Annotated in this window: 14 protein-coding genes; 2 read left to right on the forward strand and 12 right to left on the reverse strand. The window is 45.5% G+C overall.

Features of this window, described 5'->3' with window-relative positions:
• Positions 1-2: 2 nt before the first annotated feature.
• The 10 genes from IPJ71_06740 to glpK all read right to left on the reverse strand — a co-directional run bounded on the left by IPJ71_06740 (position 3) and on the right by glpK (position 15,939).
• Entirely contained in the window at positions 3-2,288 is a 2,286-nt protein-coding gene (locus IPJ71_06740) for a hypothetical protein (GenBank protein MBK7843381.1), read from the reverse strand.
• Positions 2,275-3,486, reverse strand: coding sequence for a hypothetical protein (locus tag IPJ71_06745; GenBank protein MBK7843382.1), 1,212 nt, complete (start codon positions 3,484-3,486; stop codon positions 2,275-2,277). The genes IPJ71_06740 and IPJ71_06745 overlap by 14 nt, the downstream gene beginning before the upstream one ends.
• A gap of 7 nt (positions 3,487-3,493) precedes the next feature.
• Positions 3,494-4,576, reverse strand: a complete 1,083-nt coding sequence (locus IPJ71_06750; GenBank protein MBK7843383.1) for a phytanoyl-CoA dioxygenase family protein — start codon at positions 4,574-4,576, stop codon at positions 3,494-3,496.
• Between the two features lie 234 nt (positions 4,577-4,810).
• Positions 4,811-5,977, reverse strand: coding sequence for a hypothetical protein (locus IPJ71_06755; GenBank protein MBK7843384.1), 1,167 nt, complete (start codon positions 5,975-5,977; stop codon positions 4,811-4,813).
• Positions 5,950-8,034 (reverse strand): hypothetical protein, encoded by a 2,085-nt coding sequence (locus IPJ71_06760; GenBank protein MBK7843385.1) that lies wholly within the window; start codon positions 8,032-8,034, stop codon positions 5,950-5,952. Before IPJ71_06760 ends, IPJ71_06755 begins: the two co-directional genes overlap by 28 nt.
• A gap of 42 nt (positions 8,035-8,076) precedes the next feature.
• Complete coding sequence (locus tag IPJ71_06765; protein ID MBK7843386.1) at positions 8,077-9,672, reverse strand: hypothetical protein; 1,596 nt, start codon at positions 9,670-9,672, stop codon at positions 8,077-8,079.
• A 241-nt stretch (positions 9,673-9,913) separates the two neighbouring features.
• Complete coding sequence (locus IPJ71_06770) at positions 9,914-10,927, reverse strand: hypothetical protein (protein MBK7843387.1); 1,014 nt, start codon at positions 10,925-10,927, stop codon at positions 9,914-9,916.
• Positions 10,928-11,045: 118 nt separating this feature from the next.
• Positions 11,046-11,783, reverse strand: a complete 738-nt coding sequence (locus tag IPJ71_06775; GenBank protein MBK7843388.1) for a hypothetical protein — start codon at positions 11,781-11,783, stop codon at positions 11,046-11,048.
• Positions 11,784-12,008: 225 nt separating this feature from the next.
• Positions 12,009-14,312 (reverse strand): hypothetical protein, encoded by a 2,304-nt coding sequence (locus IPJ71_06780; GenBank protein MBK7843389.1) that lies wholly within the window; start codon positions 14,310-14,312, stop codon positions 12,009-12,011.
• Positions 14,313-14,433: 121 nt separating this feature from the next.
• A complete protein-coding gene (gene glpK / locus IPJ71_06785) occupies positions 14,434-15,939 on the reverse strand; it encodes a glycerol kinase GlpK (protein ID MBK7843390.1) in 1,506 nt (501 codons plus the stop codon).
• Positions 15,940-15,975: 36 nt separating this feature from the next.
• Here glpK and IPJ71_06790 point away from each other — a divergent pair, with 36 nt between their 5' ends.
• Positions 15,976-16,755, forward strand: coding sequence for an acyltransferase family protein (locus tag IPJ71_06790; GenBank protein ID MBK7843391.1), 780 nt, complete (start codon positions 15,976-15,978; stop codon positions 16,753-16,755).
• Positions 16,756-16,856: 101 nt separating this feature from the next.
• The gene (locus IPJ71_06795) at positions 16,857-17,060 is read left to right on the forward strand and encodes a class III signal peptide-containing protein (protein MBK7843392.1); all 204 of its coding nucleotides are present in this window, start codon (positions 16,857-16,859) and stop codon (positions 17,058-17,060) included.
• 164 nt (positions 17,061-17,224) lie between these two features.
• Here the strand turns inward: IPJ71_06795 and IPJ71_06800 are convergent, their stop codons facing one another.
• Both IPJ71_06800 and IPJ71_06805 read right to left on the reverse strand, forming a co-directional pair.
• On the reverse strand, positions 17,225-17,722 hold the full coding sequence (locus IPJ71_06800) for a CreA family protein (GenBank protein MBK7843393.1): 498 nt from the start codon (positions 17,720-17,722) through the stop codon (positions 17,225-17,227).
• 132 nt (positions 17,723-17,854) lie between these two features.
• Positions 17,855-18,277: a hypothetical protein gene (locus IPJ71_06805; protein ID MBK7843394.1), complete on the reverse strand. Its 423-nt coding sequence runs from the start codon at positions 18,275-18,277 to the stop codon at positions 17,855-17,857.
• Positions 18,278-18,336 lie beyond the last annotated feature (59 nt).

Raw genomic sequence — 18,336 nt, forward strand, 5'->3', positions numbered from 1 at the left:
CTTTACTTAGAATTTATAATCCGTTCAATTTCTTCAATCACAAGTGAATTTCCAGGCTCTTTGAGGAGAACTACTCGATCATTGCGAATGTTTTCAGAATAAGTTTCCAAATTGGCGAGAAAGGTGCGCAAACCGCTTTCTGTTATACTTGGCTCACTGATCCCAAACCTATTTTCTGCGATTATCCTTGCATTGAGTTGTTGCTCATAGATGGGTAACGGCAAGGCATAAACAGGTTTTCCTAAGTACATCGATTCCGACAAAAGAGTATGTCCAGCGGTTGAAACGATGCCGTGGGATGCGATCAGAATAGAATCAAACTTGGGATCTCCGTGACGGTAAAAGCGAACATTCTCAGTGTTGCCCGGCAACTCAAACCTTGCTGGCAGAAAAACATGGGCTTCAAAATTTTTTTCAGGAATTGTAGATGCAATGATTCGCATCCATTGACCAATTGGCTGATTGCCAATTTGCTGGGCTGTAACATACACGAGAATCGACGGTTTTGTGCTCTTTGGACTTCCTTTTGCCGCAATAATCTCTGGTCTGATCATAGGTGGCAAGATATCGACGTCTTGGTCCGTCTTTCCATGAGCAGGCTTGACATAAAAAAAAGAAACCGCAATTCTCTTTTTGGCAATTGGGAAAAACATGCTGAGACGTTCCACTTCGTCCAAATAGGTGGTACCAGCTAAATCGTCGGGAAACTGGCCCGCCAAGTATTTACTTTGTTGGTCCAAAGTAACCAATTTAGCTCGTTTTGCGTAAGCATACTGAGCGCTTACCAATTCGTAGTCACTGATCACCAAATCTGGATTGCCAAAACTCTTTGCTGCTTGGCTCATGGCTTCTGCGTTGATACGGTTGAAATCGACTTTGTTTTTATCTGACCGTGCCGTTTGCTCGAAATCGAGTCCACTCGATGTCCCAACATAATACGGATTCGCAACTTCAACTACTTTCAAGTTGGGATAATGAGGATATCGATTTCTAAAAAATGCAATACCCTCGCCATAAGTGAAAACCATGACTTGATCACCTTGATCCAAGAAATGCCGCAATACGGGTAGTTGTCGGCTTATGTGCCCATTTCCGATTCCACAAATCCCGAAAAGAATCTTCCTGGGCGTATCAGCAGCTTCAGGATTCGCCTTTCCCGGAGCGGTTGTGCGATGTTGCCTGCGAATAAAAGAGGTCACGCCGTTTAAAGAGGCGGTTACTTTATAGACGGGAATATTTTGAAGGCTCGAAAGCAGTTCCTTTGAAAGTCCAGCCCTGACATCCGCGCCAGTCGTGCCGTCGAAAATGGTTCTATCCCCATCGATTAAGATATCTTTTTTCTGCTTATCCATGAAAAAAGGATACAAGGTGTGAAGGGCGCTCGTGGCGCTCAACTGGGCGTAATCTTCAACACCGTCATTCAATCCCACAAGAAAAATTTTTTTGATTGGAACACGTGGCGATTTTGCGTAGAATTCGGATGGTAACTGAAATGCAAGCCGATCTCCGAACTGATGGGCATTCATTTTTTTAACGGCAGACCATCGCCCAATGTCTTGGGATCGAACAGTAATGGTTTTGGTTCCTGCGATGGCTTCCATCACTCCATTGCTACCAATGGTAATCAATGTCTTGTCACCAGAAAAGATTTTCTTTCCGTGATGGATTGCATGATTTAAAGCAAGAGATGTCTTACCCGATCCTGGTGCGCCAACAAGTAGAACGTATCCGTCTTTTTCATTTCCAATGCAGGCTGCATGGACTGGATAAATTCGATTGTTCAGCCATTCTTTGCGAGCAGCACCATATAAGAGATGTATGAAATCAGGGGGCAGTTTCGAGCCCCAGCGAGCAGAGATGGTCACTGCGCCTCTCTGTTGCTCCAATCGTATGCTCGAAGAATCAGCTTCAATATGGTTCAAAAAAAGATTTGGCCTACAAGTTCCTGAAGAACACTCTCTGAATCCTGGTAGATGCGCTGACAAATTCACCAAGTCTTCTCGAGTCAAATGAAGTGGGGTGTTGCTTTTAAATTCGACGGTAACACCGCCCCCCAAAGTCCAGGTCTTTCTCTCTAATATTTGCTCCTTGGACGACCCTGCAAACTCAATGGAACCACCTGATAGGAGTGCGCCACACTTGGCTGCAGAACCAGAGGTAGCACTTGGGGGTTGGCCTGCCGGCTCAATTGCGTGGGCAGAGCTCGCGAGAAAAGAAGATGCTGAAATGGCAGCGAACAGCCACAGACAGAAAACATTTTTGAGGGGGCTAAGTTTACCTTTTATCATGGTCTTGCACCCATTTCCTCACGATTTCAGCCAAGTCCTTAATTCCATTTTGGCCATATTCATCAACAAGCCTTTCAATTTTCAGACTCGACTGCGGGTGCAATGAGGACCTGACTTTCTCCGCCAAGACTTGGAGCAATCGTTCTTGATACTCACGACTCTCTAGGACCATGAGCATCTTGGATTTAATTTCTTTCATCACCGTTTCTTGTGGACGAAAATAATCAATCTCCGGCCCGTCAGTGAAATCATTCCAGTCTAGCGACCAATCCACCATATCTCGGCGTTTGAGCAGTTGAATTTGCTGTCCCTGTGAATCATTCGTCGGCGGTAGCCACACGACTGGAACGCCTGCCGAGGAAGCTTCAATTAAGTTGCCTAGTCCCGAGGTCATGAATGCTACGCGCACTTGTTCTAAATGATTTTGAATATGACCAGGGCTTAACGTCGCAGCATTCAAGCGCTTTGGCATTTCTTTTGCGAACTTTGGATTGGTTGCGACGATGATTTCTCCGGTTTGATCTGCGACAGCCAACGCACAGCTTTCGGCTAGGAGGTTCGAAAACTTGGACATGAGATCATTTGAAACAAAGGGGTTGCTCAATCCGCCCAGGTTGACAAGAACTGCTTGTTTTCGTTGATGCAAAGAACGCCGGTTCAAGGGCTGAACGATCGGTGCAACGACTGCCGTCTTTTCCGGAAAAAGAAAACGTGCGCCTTCAATTCTTTCTCTGACTCCCACAAAATCTTGTGCCACATAAAGATCCACATGCGCGGAGTTTTCAGGAAAGGGCTTCCAAAACCATGTGAGTGGATCGTAGACGCCCACCTTGTATCCTTCTTCCTGGGCGACGCGTGCGTATCGAAAATCCGAAGAGGTGAAAAAATGGGTGTACCGCGATAAAAGGCGGCGAAGATGTTCACGAATTTTGGAGTCAGAAGCCTGGTCTTCCAGCCTGACAATATCGTCATAAGGAAGAGAATTTTGAAGCGCCAGCGTGTGGCCTTCACCAAGGTAGCCCATGCGTTCCATATGAGGACGCAGTTCCAGAAATAATTGCGCAGTCGCTGCCGATGGGCCAAATCCAAAAGCCTCGGCATTCATGAGGAGTTTGCCGCATTGACCGTTTGCCCAGCAAAGAACGCTGGAAAGCAAAGCACAAAGAAAAACAAAGCTCGCTTGCGTTTTATTTTTCAATCCCGTTTTATTCATCGCCAAACCAACTGTCTAAACCGTAGAGCTTGCGTCCAAGCATAGTCAGTTTTTCCTCACTGTGTCGAAGGCTGAGTTCATGGCGAGGACTGGCTGTCGCTCGAAGCCCTGCATCGTGATTGTTCCAACCAATCCCTTCGCGGTAATATTTGAGCCTCAGATCCACGAGGATTGGATCATTCTGTGCCGGAGTAAAGGTCAATAGAGCCGCATATCGAGTTCCACTTGGGTTCCCTCGAAATCGGCTGTGAGTTGTCCGAGAATCCCAGATAACGATCTGCCCTTCTCTCAGTCTCAGCGCAACAAAAGGCAGCGCCTCTGTTCCCTGATATTCTACAAACCCAGCATTGGGTTTGGTCCACTGACTATATTCTTGAAAGCAAAGATGGGACTTAGGCACCAAAGCCAATGTGCCGGTGCCCTCATTCATATCGCGCAATGCGAGCATTGCTTGAACATTGAAAAATCCAGGGTGCTGAATTGGATTCTGGTCCACGTGCGGGGGAAGCGGCTTTTCGCCTTCGTTCGAGTTCCAATACATCACTCTGTCAAAAACGACCCAGAGCTCTTCTCTCCCAAAAATATCAGCGAAAACTTGATACAAAGATTGATTTTGACGCATTTGAGCCAATGCATCATCATGATAAAGGTCCATGAAGCCAAGCCGACGCGCTTGAGGAACAGCCTCTGCGACTTTATCCATAAGCTCAACGACCGCGTTGCGATTTTCGGCTTGCGAAACATGGTCCACAACGACGTATCCATTGTCTCTGAAAAAGCGGACTAAGCCTTGTTTGTCGGTCGGCTCAAACACTGCAGGGTCGATCACGCGAAGCGGATGAGTGCCAGTATTATCTCGATTGGGAATCGAATATTGGGACAGGTGGGGCAATATAAGTTCTGGCACGACGGGATCCGCCCTAGTTGAAAACTCGTGCGCTATCGCTACTTCAGGGACTCCCTCGCCAGACTGTCTCCTAGAAAGAAGATCACTGCATCTTGCGGCAGATTTGGTCGGAGCAGGTTTCTCAAGAGGAGTAGCAGCGAACACGACTGAACGAAAAGGAACAAACATAAGGATGGGGAGAAAACAGGATTTTTTCCAAGAAGGTGCCATAGATGTCGCACCGCTATTATATTTGACTCAGTATGTCAAGTATAATTCGAATTGAATGGGAATTCCGGTAAAAACTCTTAATTTTTCTCATGAATAAAATGGAATATTTGGGCTCAGATCGCACTCTCGACCATCCCCCTCCTTGAAGGGCTTTTATAGCTCTGAAAATCCCAGACATGGGCAAGACAGAATCTAGCGAAAAAGCTGACCCAAAATTGCTTTTCGACAACTGAGCTTGAGCTCGCCAACTCTTTCAGGATCATATCCAGCATTGATCATTCTCGCTCTGTGCTTCCCGATAGGCCCGAGACCATTCCCTATCGATTGGCGAAGTGCCCTTTGCTCAGCCTTTTGTGATTCCAATTCATCCGCAAAACCAGAATCCGTTTTATTCGCCTTTACCAAGCTTGCTGGATCGAGGAGAGTTCGCACCAAGTCCCGAAACATAAAGTAACTCTTGCGAGTCCTTGTCAAATATTTGGTGACGACTGCAGTTGTGTAACCCGCAAACAAAATAGATCCAGACACAAGTGCCGATCCCCAAGCTCCGTCTGTCATCCATCCCACAAAATCAAAAGGAACCATTGGAAGCACTTGCGGATGAAGAAGATTAAGTCCCATCATAGAGGCATAAAACACCAAGGCCAGATTTTCAGAAATCAATCTCTCGCGCCGCAAATCGCGGCTTTCCGTCGCAACTTTTTCAAGTTGAGTCGCGAAGTAATCAAGTAGATCATCAATTTTTTCGTTCTTATCTGCGTACCCAAATAGATCAAAGAGGCGAACAGCCATATTGCGGGTCACTTTTTCTCTATTCAAGCGATCAACAGGAAGGTAAAGAAACTTTCCATCCTTTGTCTTTCGAATTGAAAAGCCGGCCCGCAAATCGTTTAGAACCTCCAAAAAAGCATACTTAAAATTTTCTAGAACTCCGACCTTTCCGTCATATGTGTGGGTTGGATCAAAACTGTGGTGAATGAGAGAGGAATAGATGAGAGTCGCAAGAGAACCACGGCTCTGATTGTCTCTTTCTCCAAAAATAACTTCTTCGTAAATCCTCCCGACTTCTGGTTCAGTCAATGCCGACTCGCCTTCGGCCCCTCGGAGCGTCACATCACGCAAAAGGCCCATGGCGTGATCAATTGCAACGACGACCTTGATCACCGTTTCCTCGTTCATGGCTCCGGTAAAGGCATAGGCCTTTTCAACCTCATCCTGAACGACCCGCACTCTCGCAATATAGCCATCCAGTTCAGACGTTGTCTGAGCAAAGCCTGGAAATGCAACCAAGAATAGACCCAAAGTAAGAGCGACAAACTTCTTGGTCAACATCAATTGCAGTCGAAAAATTTGTTCCACGGCTTCCTCCCATACCAATTTTCAAATTTCTGAAGCCATCCACGTTCGTCGTAGCCGGGTTCAGCGTAAAACTCGATTTTCAAATCATCACTGTACATTTGAGGGTTCGCGTCCGCTTTTTCGCAGGTTTTAGCCCCGTTCAAACAGCCGTTCTCATAAAATGGTAAGCCCTGCTGAAGCATTGACACGTGAAATTCGTAGTGCTTTCCAGGGGTCGGATACAGATCAATTCCACCATCTCCCATAAAAAATCCGAGAAATTTTCCGATAAAACCAAAGGGGCGGTAAAAGCTCGGCACCCCTGATTGCTCGCCATCGAGTTGAATCACCAAACGATTTCCTTCGGCCTTTGTCAAAGAGGAGGTGGTATCCAGGACATCAGCAAACAACTTATCCCCTTCCAGAAAACAGGAATTCTTTTCAATGAGTCTTACCTTCAATAAGGTGTTCTTCCAAAAACCCAGATCTCTTGCTGTCAGTACTTCCTCTCCACTTGGATGATCCGTCGTGACAGCTCCCTCATCAAGATCTTTGAATTTCCGACTCTGTCGAGCTGCTGTGAGCATCATGTCATTGCTGCTATCTTCCAGCTGGACTTTGTAGGGTCGCAAGCGAACTTTGTGATCACCGTCCAAAAATTTTTCTGTCGCCCGAAGAGCTTCTTCTCGTCCCAATCTATCTAATGGAATGGCAAGCGCATTGGGAGCCTTTCGAAGGATCCGTTCCTCTGTTGCAATCCTTGCGTTGATCACAACAGGAGTGTTCATTCGACACTGAATCTCTGGTTGATCAAAACTCGCTCTGTATTTGTTCCAACCCTGATTTTCCATGCCTTTGCTTTCAAATTCAATTGATGGCTTCACCACACTCGCTCGACCAAGACTCCTTTTCTCCAGCGATTTGTCAATGCCACTCTCATGGTTGCCCTTGTTCAATAGCAGGTGGACAACTTCCCACTCCCCGGGAAGGAGATCGTATTTGTTTGGCAAAAGATCATGATAGCCAGGTTTTCCCGGAGCCCATTCGCCATTTGGCTTTTCATATTCGACGGAATAGCTGACAGGCTCGGTCGAGCAGTATTCCATCTCAAACTGCTCCTCTTCCCATTCACATTCATCAACTACCCGTTCATCACAAGTTGATTGATAGGACTCATCTCGATAGCCTACAACCTTATTTGAACAAGTCTCCGCCACAGCCTTTGGAAACAAAGAAAACTCTCGAATCCAGCTTCTGCGGTTTGACTTACCCGAGCCTGAGGAGGAACCACCAGACTTGGATCCGCCACCAGAAGACGCTCCGCCTCCGCCAGATTTTTGCTTTGAACCCTTATAACTATCGTAACTCTCTCGCTGTCGATTAGAATCCATTCTAGGTCCCGTCGACGGCCCCTGTTCTCTGCTGCGTCCCGAATCTTTGGCCCACGGATCAGATCTCTTTGTCGATGAGCCGTCTCCTGCCCCCCCTCCTGATCGAGGCTGACTCCCTAGACCGGAACCGGTTCCAGCTCCACCTGGTCCAAAACCAGAAGCAGGAGCCCCACTGAAATTCTCAGAGTCATCTTCATCTGTGCAGACCCGTCGTGTGATCGGAACTTGACGTGTCTTCGTGCAAGGAACGTGTCTCGTCCACACGCGACATCTATCCGGGTTTTTCCCCCGTTTTCGCACAAACCAAGACCAAGTTTCATAGGTCTTTATCTGACTCTGGCCGCTCCATTTTATGGGCTCGTCGCGAAGTCGAAGCTCCTGCATTTGCCGACGGGTAGTGAGAGCCCCCGAAGCATCAGATCTCTCTAAAACCGACCATTCATTCCAGAATGGGCTCTTCACCGGACGCCGGTCAAAATTAACCTGCGTCCCGCCACATAAGAGACGAGTCCCGCGAGCTTGACGAGAACGATCCAAAGGCAAAGGCCTGCCACATGCTCCAACAATTTCAGGTCCCGTGTGAAGCGTCTCTATTACTTGATATTGGGCCTCCGACAATTTTGTCAGAAAAAGTATTCCAAAAAAAAATGCGAGACGCCACGACAAGACCAGTTCCCTATTTCTCACTGTACGACCCTCATTTCAATAGGACTTAAGAATTCAACCAGCTTAGTGCCCACGCCTTCGGCTCGGTCCCGTCGATTTCTCTCCATTTGAACCGACCAACGAACTTGCCAATTGGGCCAATCGAATCTGCTCACGAATCTTGAACGCATTCTCAATCTTGGTTGACTGAGCGTTGGCCTCGTCATTCAGTGTAACAAATACCCCTTTGATTCCGGATTCAGGATTGCCTTGATAGCAATTGGAGTTTCCTCCCCCATTTTCTAGATTTGCCAGATGATCAAAAGCACAAACCCGCTTGTCGGTCGCGGCCTGATCCATCTCGGTTGCTGTCCAACGTTGATGATATCCAGCCACCAAAGCCTCAAGTCCCCCGCCAAGACTCAAATCAAGTTCTTCCTTTATATCTGCGGCAACGAGGGCCATGACCAAGACCAAACATTCAGCAGTAGGACGTTCGCCTTTCAAAAAAGTGACAAATGAATTCACCTTCGCAAGGAAAGAGGCATCTCCTGTCATGATTTTGGCGGCTCTTTCATCAACCGTTTCCATCACCTGACGAATGTTCTCTGCTGCATCCGCCAAGGTGCCGTCATCGACTTGACTCGGCCCCACCTCTTCCTTGAACTGAGTTAACTGATCACTCAGGACCAGATATTTATCAATATTGAAATAGCGCTTTTTATAGTTTGCTGGAATCAGTGCGCCAACTCTGATACCATATACTTTGCGAAGATAGGATCTCATCCAGAACGCATTGACGACGTTAGTGAAAGCCTCTTTCCTTGCTTCTTCGTCTCGTTCATCGCGAGGCCGATATTTTTCTGATTGCCCATAGTTTTTTATAAACTTCGCAATCAAGCCTTTTGTCAAATTGCCATGAGACTCTGCAGCCAGCTCAAACTCCTCTGATGGTGTAGTAAGAACTCGAACCTGAGCTTGTAACTGCCTCACCCGTTCTCCTGTCATCAGTGGAAAGTTCAAGACGGGATTGAGAGCAGTCCCTGAATTGGCTTCAATGATTTGTAAGCCCTCGGAATGAACGATCACAAAGGGATAGTTATTTGCAATTTTCTCTACCGCACTGACCCTTCCCATTACGGCTTCTGTGACCTTCGAAAAATCGATATTTCGAGGAGATGGAAGCTTATTGCTGACCTTTCCATCGTTAATCACGGCATCGGAAGGCAATGCACCTGAAACTGAAGCCAACAGCTGCAGATTTGTTTCAATGGCCAAACGGGCTTCCCTCACTCGGTTCAGAACTTCAAGAAACTCCTCTACCGAAACTCCCGCATTTGCACTTGTGACTTTGGAATAGGTCTTATCAGAAAGCTTTTTAAAATCATCCACGGCGAGTAGTTTATTGTAAGCATTGGCAGATTTTGTTAGCTCGCTCACAACACTGTCCAGGTATATCCTATCACTGTCCTGAACCTTACCCACTCTCTCAATCACTTCGCTCATCGCCTTGGATACATCGCGACTATTGATCTCATACTGTCCCGGCTGAGCCACAATAGGCGTGATTCCCACAAATGGAGCTCCGCTTCCTGCGGGTGCCTGCTGCGCCTGAGTGACGCAAACCATGAGAGCTAAACCAGATAAAGCCAAGCCTTGTGGAACCAAACCAAATTTCATGCTTTTTACCCCTGATACGAAATTTAAAAAGGATTAAGGTTAATTTTCGATCCTACTTCTCTAAAAAACTGAGGCTTTGCAAGGGTTACGATACTTTCGGCTAAATTAGAGGCTTTGGAGCCCCCAATTCCGGTGAATCTTGAAAAAAATATCCGGGTCAAATCAATTCGCAGGCGCTTCTTACAGGGTTGTCATTTGACAAAGCAGGACTCTCACGGACATTTCAAGAAATGGACCCATCTCAATGACGAAGGAGGGTGAGACTTCCGGCCTTGCGATAGCTGCCAGGATTCTCTCTTCGATAATACAGTCCAATGAGTTTTTGAAGTTGAGGAACAGAATAGAGTTGAAAAAATCCTTCACCCCCAAGAATCTCAATCAAGACACCACGTTGCCCATTGGGCAAGGACTTTAAATTACTCAAGTTTCCGTTGCTACGAGAATTTGAGAATATCTTTCCGTCTTTTGCCAGCTCAACTCTCGATTTTCCCACCAAAGTACCGCTCTCCAACCTACCAGAGAAAATCAGCTTTACCTCCCATTTTTCCTGTAAAGGAGAATCAAAAACCAATTCCCCCGAAAAGGTTCCTCGCAAGTCCCGAATTTGTTCCATATCCATTTCATTGGCATTCTTGAGAGAATCAAATAAATTGCCTAAGCTCACAGATTTCAAAAAGGTCTCAATCTCATTATCAGAGCGAAGCTCACTTAACACTTTTTCGGCTTCCAAAATTGATTTGGCTTCTGAAGATGATTTCAATTGGTTCGCAGACTGAATAGAAGTGGATTCCAAAGAATTTGGAGCTACCTCATCGGATTCGGTCAAATCAACTGGCGCTACCATATCCTTCCTCTTTCGACCCTGGCTCACCGTGCGGGCAAAGACCATCTGCTCCCCCGAAGTCTTGATGCCCAAGTCCACCAGGAAAAGAAGCATGATTTTGCCAAGGATTTCCTCAGCCTTGTAATAGCGATCTTTCTCACTTTTCAGTTTTAAATAATCACTGATATCGCTTTCGCTAAATTTGGCAAATTGGTCTGTAACTCGGTTCAAGGCCAGCAGCTTTTTTTGAACTGAAGATGCCTCCGTTTCGGCCAACTTATTTTCGGCCTCTAAAGATGAGTGACTACCAATTTTCTTTCCATGATTACCGCAACCTCCCAGGTAGTAGCCAAATACAAAGGCCATAGAAATAAGCGCCAAATAGAAGAGATGAAGCCGACCCAAAAAAACCTCTCCGTCACCTTTTACCAAGGCTGTCTACAAAGCTTTAATGAAAAGAATTGTGCGATATGATCCACTAGTCAATTCATTTAGTGGGAACACACGCTGAACTGATTTTGATGAGCCTGCAAATTTGGGCTTTCTTCTCTCACTGAAACTCCAAATCCCACCACACCTGAAACTCAGCGCAAGGACTTGAATTAATTCCTCCACTGCAACGGTTTCCCCCTCCATGACTTCGACCACTGGCTTTGTTTATTAACTCATTGCTCAACCGAGTGCCTCCCTCAAAAGGGGTTGGATTGGCGAGGGGATAATATTGAGACATGTAGTCAACCCCGTGGCAACTCGTGCACCGACTCAATAACATTGGTTTGATAGTTGATTCATAATAGGCTTGTCCAGCAGCTTTTGGAATGTAGGCCGCAAACCTGCGGGCCGAAGCCAAGGTAACTTGCCGACCAGGCCGAACACCGTAAACGTAAAGTTCAGCAACCACCCCCGTCCTAAATTGAGGAGGCAACTCAAACACAAAGAAATGGCCATTGTGCGAGCCTCCGCCAACGGAATTCGCAATCGTGGTCCCGGCCAATTCGCCTCCCTCATTCTTGGGCCCGTTCACAAAGAACTCGACTGTAAGAGTCGCCAAGTTATCTTGATTGTCTATTGCCCATCCAGAGACACGCCCAAAATCTGAAATAAAACTCACCTCTCCACTCAACTGCGCTGCTGTCTGAACACCCGCCCCATCTCCCGATTGATTCGAATCGGACGATTTACTCTTCTCAACCGAACCGACGTCGCCGCAATTGTTATATAAAAATAATATTGGAAATGTTAGAAAAATTAAACTCAGAATTCTCTTAATGATTTTCTTATTAGTCATTTGGAAATATCACTCCTCAATCCAGATTCATCTCAAGACTATTCCTATTTAAATTGTCTCCCAAAAATAGCCATAATAGAACAGAAGGAATTGAAATGCCCCACAATAAAACAGTTATTTCCCCCTTTTTGAGTCAATTGGATTCGCTTGTTGGTTTAGCTATTCAGGTTCGAATTTCATTTTGAATCAATTGAGGCATTGACCTATCTGCGCCATAGATGGCCCTTAAGCAATGTTCTTGAATTCTGCCAAGGCTTTTTCTAAGTTTTTAATTTCTTTTTGTGCTTCAACAAATTTGGTTCTCCAATCTTGCGACTCCTTCCTCAGATTCCATTCTCTCTCCTGAACTTTTTTTAGCTTGTGCTGTAAATCATCTGCTGACTGCTCTCCCGCTGTGACTTGACGATCAAGAAGACTGGCTCGTTCACTCATCGTTCTGTATTTATTCAAAGCCTCATTGGTTTTTCGTATATAGGTTTGGCGTTCCTGCCGAAGACTGTCTGTGAGCTGGGTTAGCTTGCCAACAGACGACTGGGACTGCTTCAACAAATTGCAATTCATTTCAAACTTTATCGCGATCGTTCTCATTTGCCTCTCTCGCTGGTCTTTGTCCTTCGCAAGCCTATCCATATCTTGGATCAAGCGCTTTGTCTCGGTCTTTGCCTCAAGTAATTTCGAATTAAGATTGATAATTGTTTTTTTCGTTTCGGATAATTCATTCTGCTTATTTTCATATTTTTGCAGGAGAGAGTTAAACTGTTCCTCCCTCAGCCTAGCTACCGATTCATTCCCTGTTCCCTTTCTGATGGCTTCAATCTCAAGCTTTGCCAAATTTATCTGATTACCTAAATCCGCGGCTCGTTCCTTGCCTGCCTCTTCTCCCAACTTGGCCAACTTCGAACTGCGATGAACATCTTCAAGGGTAGAATCAAAATCAATCTGAGACTGGAGAAGAGAATCAACTCGCTCTTCAAGAGCCTCAATCGTTTTGTGATTTTCACTGTTCGCAGATTCCAAATTCTCAGTGTATTCTCTTGTTCGACTCAAAATCAACTCCAGTTCCTCGCCCTTTTTTGTCATTGACTCAACGAGTGCCAATAGATTTTCATTCTGAACCTTCAAGATTTGATTTTCTGATTCGAGTTGCTTGAGATTTGATGCACTCTCATCAGTAGATAGCTCTGATTCTGTGGAATCAATTCCATTTGACAAATCGTCCTTGCTCTCAGTTTGATTGGGATGTTCTGAATTGAAAATCAAATTTGGATTTATTTGAACCTGTTCGTCAACGACAGAACGGCTGACAGTTTTATAATTGCTAAATAATGAAGTCGAGTTTTCAAAGAGTCCCTCATTGGCCTTTTCAATTTTTTTTATTTCATCATCTAAATCATTGGCAGCCAGAACTCCAGAGGGATCAAGACTCTTTTTTGTCTGAAGATGGAAAAGAAACCATTTGTCTCTGAGACTTCGATAGACCGATCGCACAGCTCCACTTTTGGCTTTCAAATCCTTTATAATTAGGCCTTGCTTAAGAATTTGATGTTGAAAATGCTTTACATCACTGCTGTTGCTTCGCATCAGCTCCTTTAACGTCAACATTTCTCGAAGGTAGGAAGGTACTTCTTCGTATCTTCCGACATTGGATTTTAAAGGAACGGCCTGGCCCAAGTGATTTTCTGCTCCCTCAATTGCCATGCCCAATAGCTGAGAAGCCAAGGATGAGGATAGATTCGTTGAAAATGGCTTTATTCGAGCGGCTTGCCTCTTTAGAAGCACAGTCGCCTCAGAACTGGAGATGCCATTCTGGTCTAAATCTCCGAGTTGACGTACTTCGGAACTGATTTTCTCCATCATTCGACTTAAGCCCTCAAACTCGCTATGCTTCTTGCTTACGCTAGAAATTCGAATCAGTCCGTCATCTATCACTTGAGTCACGCCCTTAATGCGCTTTTCGAACTCGTCCTGAACGAGAGATTCAGATGAAATTTTGATCAGTTCATCTGAAATTCGTAAAGTGACGTCCCCGATAACCAAGAGGTCCTCCTCCGGAACCTGATTGAGTCTTGTAAGATTCTCCTCAATATCATTTACCTTGCCCTTTAAGAACTGGATCAGATCTTCTTGTTCCTGCTCAAGGGAGCTCAGGGAGTTTGCCTTTGGTTCAGATGAAATCTCCGATTGAAGTGCTGTTAAACTGAATTCCTCAGGGTCCGGAATTCCATCTATATCCGGTTTTCCCTGTGATTTGATCAACTCCAAAATCCGTCGTCCGTCCGGGGACTTGAGAAAATCGTCAAGGTAAGAAAAGTAATTCTTCTTATCAGACTTAAGAACGAATACTTTCTGTATCGATCGTCCCTCTAGAAGAGCATATTTAGAGTCAGGAAAAATCTCGTTCCCATTCACCCACCGAACAATCCGATTAACACGTTCTAGCAAGATAAAGCAGTCAAACGGAATCACTTGCCCCGGACGAATCGAGGACGCCAATATTGGATAATAGTCCTGTGAATCAAATTCTGGCAACTCTAAGCACTCCAAGCAGTCAGGGTCTTGAAAACACATCGGAAACTTTGAATATGCCTTTTAGGTATTCAATTCGGGAAATTTAAATAGATGCCCCCAAGCGACAAATATGAGGGGAATTTCAAGATTCCGAATGGTACATGGCCCGACCAACGGCCTCATGCCAATGAGACAAGCGCTTGGATCTTTGCTTCTTGGTGAGGCTGGGGGTAAATTCCTGATCCGCTTTCCAAGCCGCTTTTATTTCATTCAAATCACTCCAAAAACCAATTCCCAGACCTGCCAAAAAAGCAGCACCAGCCGCCGTTGTCTCAATCAGGCTGGGACGTAAAATGACGCTACCTAAATAATCTGCCTGCAATTGCATCAGAAGATTATTAGCGCTTGCTCCCCCATCAACCCGAAGACCTTTGAGGCGACGACCAAGATCCTTCTCCATGGCTAATAAAATATCGACATTTTGGAGGGCCATTGATTCCAGAGTTGCTCGAGCCAAATGTGCTCGCTTTGTTCCACGAGTGAGTCCCGAAATAAGACCTCTGGCACGAGGATCCCAGTACGGAGCTCCAAGTCCAGTCAGAGCAGGGACAAACTCAACTCCATCGGAACTTTCCACTTGGCTTGCCAAAATTTCAACTTCACGACTATTCTCGATAAACTCAAGACCGTCTCTCAACCACTGCACCGCTGCTCCACAAATAAAAGCTCCACCCTCAAGAGCATAGGTGAGCTTCTTTTGGCCCTTTAACTGCCAGGCCACGGTCGTCAAAATTCCAGATTTGGACCTGATAGCTTTATCTCCGGTGTTCATTAAAAGAAAACTGCCCGTGCCAAAGGTGCATTTGGCTTCACCCGGAGTAAAACAGGTCTGGCCAAATAAGGCTGCTTGTTGGTCGCCGGCAATTCCCGAGATCGGAATCCCGTCGGGAAGTCCTGGACAATTTTTTGTGTAGCCAAAAATTCCAGACGAGGGAGAGATTTGAGGCAAAATGGCATCAGGAATAGAGAAAAGTTTCAGCAATTCGGTATCCCAACTTCCTTTGTGAATATTCATCAGTTGAGTTCGAGAAGCATTGGAAACATCCGTGCAATGGGATTGTCCGGAACTGAGACGCCACAAAAGAAACGAATCAATCGTTCCCCCTGCAAGTTGGCCCAAGCTTGCGCGCTTCCGAGCCTGACTGACTTCATCTAAAATCCAGCGAAATTTTGATGCTGAAAAATAGGGATCAACAACCAAGCCTGTTTTACCTTGAATAAGCTTGGCTTTTCCGTTCTTCTTAAGTTTTTCGCAAGATGCTGTGGTCCTGCGACATTGCCAGACAATGGCGTTATATATTGGTTTCTGAGTTTTTCGATCCCAGATCACCGCCGTCTCTCGCTGATTGGTTATTCCAATTCCGGCGATTTTCTGCCCTGAAATCTTGGCCAATTCCAATGTTTTGCGAATACTTGAAACCACTGAGAGCCATATTGCCTCGGGATCGTGCTCGACCCAACCCGGCCTAGGATAAATCTGCTCAAATTCCTCGTTGGTTTTTGCAAGACACTTCCCGTCCTGACCTATAATACTTACAGTTGTGCCGGTTGTTCCTTGATCGATGGACAAAATGTACTGTGTTGACATATGAGAACTCCACTCTCTCTAACATAGGTAGTCTCGATGAAAAAATCACCTAAAGATAATGCGAAAATTCAAATACCCCATTTCGGAATTAAGAATTTTCATCATGAAGCATTATTGTACCGCGTAATTCCTCGAATATTCCTTGATCTCTTGGCGAGATATTTCCGTCTGAAAGTTGAGGGGGGTGAAAATCTACCTCGCGATGGGAGGGCGATCATCTGTCCCAATCACTCTGGTTATGCCGGAATAGATGCACTTATTCTTGCGAATCAAATCCGCAAAAGTTCGGGCCGAACACCGAAAGTTTTAACCCACCATTTGTGGTTTCTTACCAAAAAGACAGCCGCCCCAGCGAACAAGCTTGGATTTATCGAAGCAACGGCAACCAACGGTATTCGGTGCTTACTCAAGAATCAGCTTGTCGTTCTTTTTCCTGAAGGTGAGTACGGAAACTTCAAGCCCACAAGCAAGGCTTACCGACTGCAAGAATTCAAGCGAGGATTTGTGCGAATGGCCCTTTTGACGAAGGCACCAATTATACCTGTCGTTGTGATTGGTGCTGAAGAAACTCACATCAATCTCTCACGCTTGCGCTTACCAAAGGCTCTACATGGCCTCGTTCTTCCCTTACCCCTGAATTTAATTCCGCTCCCAGCAAAATGGAAAATTAAATTCTTGGAACCGATCTACCTCCCCTATAAGGCAGAAGCTGCCGACAACAGAGAACTCGTCCATGATATCTGTCTTGATATCCAGGAACGTATGCAGAAAGCCATCAACAATGAACTCGCCAAACGAAAGTCCATTTTTCTTTAGTCATATTGTCTTATCATTTTATTTAAACTCCATTCCAAGGCAGAATTTCTCTTCCTCGGTTGAACCATTCAAGATTGAGACAGTTCATCCGATAAGCAACAATGACAGGCGCAGTTCAAAACAACCGGGGCCAAATCTTGGTGGAGTATATCCTCTTGATGGTCATTGTTGTTTCAGTCGCCCTTCTTATCACATCCTTCATGGTTAGTCGAAATTCGGATCGTCCGGGATTTCTGATTTCAAAGTGGTATCAAATCATTCAAGTAATCGGTGAAGACTCGGCCGACGACCTTAAAAAGCCATAAAAGTCCACCCTTTCATGGCGCAAATAGGGAGCTTCAGTGAAAGCCCGACATGGGACCCTTGAATCCAATCAAGCCGCCAGGCGAGACTCGGTGATGCCATAAAGAGTGGAGCCTATTTGCTATTTATTATCGTTTATCACTCATGATTTATCACTTATCATTTATCATCTGGATCTGGACCAAGGCTTGATTCTAACAGCAGAAAGAGAACTGCGAGGCGAGCCCTCGGTAATCCTTTTCGTATAGACCATGTAAACGACAGTTTGCCTTTTGAAATCAATAAATCTCTCGACATACATTTCCTTGAAAACCAGCGATCTTCGCTCAGAGAAAATCCTCTCAGAGGCGCCCAATTTATTCGCATCCGAAAGGTTGACCGGTCCCACCTGGACGCAAGAAATAGATGCATCCGACTGGTTATCGGCAACACCAACAGTACCCTCAAAGCCACCGGCCTGAGGCCTACTGATATAGCAACTGATACCTTTTATATCCGGATCATCAACGATCTCAACTGCAATCTTATCATTTGGAGTTACCCAATGAAAATCATAGCTGACTTTTCCAAGCTCCTCTGCGTGCACTAAGGACGCCGAACCACCCAACCCAAAAATAAGCGAAACTACCAAGATTTTTCTTACTGTTATCAATATGGATTTCATTTTTTACTCCCTGCTTTGATTCTGAAACACCAAGTTTCTCGGCCAGAAAATATTCGCCATGCAACTCAGCCTTGAGCCCCTATGCCTTTTTTAGAAATAAGTCAATTCAATTAGTTTTGGAGACAAGGCGACCTACACTGTCAGGGTAGGGCCCCCAGGCGCAAATATCCTCCAAGTATCAAAGATATCGGAAATTTCATCATATATTTTCTCAAATTCCTCATCAGGAATAAGACCACGAATTCCTACAACATCATCATCGCCCAGACGACTGCGACAGACCGTGCAAGGAGCCCTCTCAGGAAAAGAGGTATCAAATGCCTCTGAGGATGGATAAAGCATAACAAACAGATGTTTTCCTACCTGTCGATGCAGTTCCCTCGCCCTCTGATAGCCTTCCTTTAGCTCATTTTGCATCCGAAAATAAATTTTCAATGCGACGGCCTCTTGGTATTGCGCAAAATAAAGACGAATGGGACCATCGAAAATCGCAGCATTAAAGGCCGGTGAATAAAAATTGGACTGAGTCAAGCTGGTCACTGATTCGTTCATCATTTTTTCCATCCAATGAATAATGGTGAAAGTACCCCAAGACTATTCAAGGTTACTTCTCA

The sequence above is a fragment of the Bdellovibrionales bacterium genome (genome assembly GCA_016714165.1).
In the GTDB taxonomy this organism is placed as follows: Bacteria; Bdellovibrionota; Bdellovibrionia; order Bdellovibrionales; family UBA1609; genus JADJVA01.

Coding starts and splice junctions, on each gene's coding strand:
- IPJ71_06740 (MBK7843381.1), bottom strand. CDS start 2,288: ATGATAAAAGGTAAACTTAGCCCCCTCAAAAATGTTTTCTGTCTGTGG.
- IPJ71_06750 (MBK7843383.1), bottom strand. CDS start 4,576: ATGTTTGTTCCTTTTCGTTCAGTCGTGTTCGCTGCTACTCCTCTTGAG.
- IPJ71_06765 (MBK7843386.1), bottom strand. CDS start 9,672: ATGAAATTTGGTTTGGTTCCACAAGGCTTGGCTTTATCTGGTTTAGCT.
- IPJ71_06775 (MBK7843388.1), bottom strand. CDS start 11,783: ATGACTAATAAGAAAATCATTAAGAGAATTCTGAGTTTAATTTTTCTA.
- glpK (MBK7843390.1), bottom strand. CDS start 15,939: ATGTCAACACAGTACATTTTGTCCATCGATCAAGGAACAACCGGCACA.
- IPJ71_06790 (MBK7843391.1), top strand. CDS start 15,976: ATGAAAAAATCACCTAAAGATAATGCGAAAATTCAAATACCCCATTTC.
- IPJ71_06795 (MBK7843392.1), top strand. CDS start 16,857: ATGACAGGCGCAGTTCAAAACAACCGGGGCCAAATCTTGGTGGAGTAT.
- IPJ71_06800 (MBK7843393.1), bottom strand. CDS start 17,722: ATGAAATCCATATTGATAACAGTAAGAAAAATCTTGGTAGTTTCGCTT.
- IPJ71_06805 (MBK7843394.1), bottom strand. CDS start 18,277: ATGATGAACGAATCAGTGACCAGCTTGACTCAGTCCAATTTTTATTCA.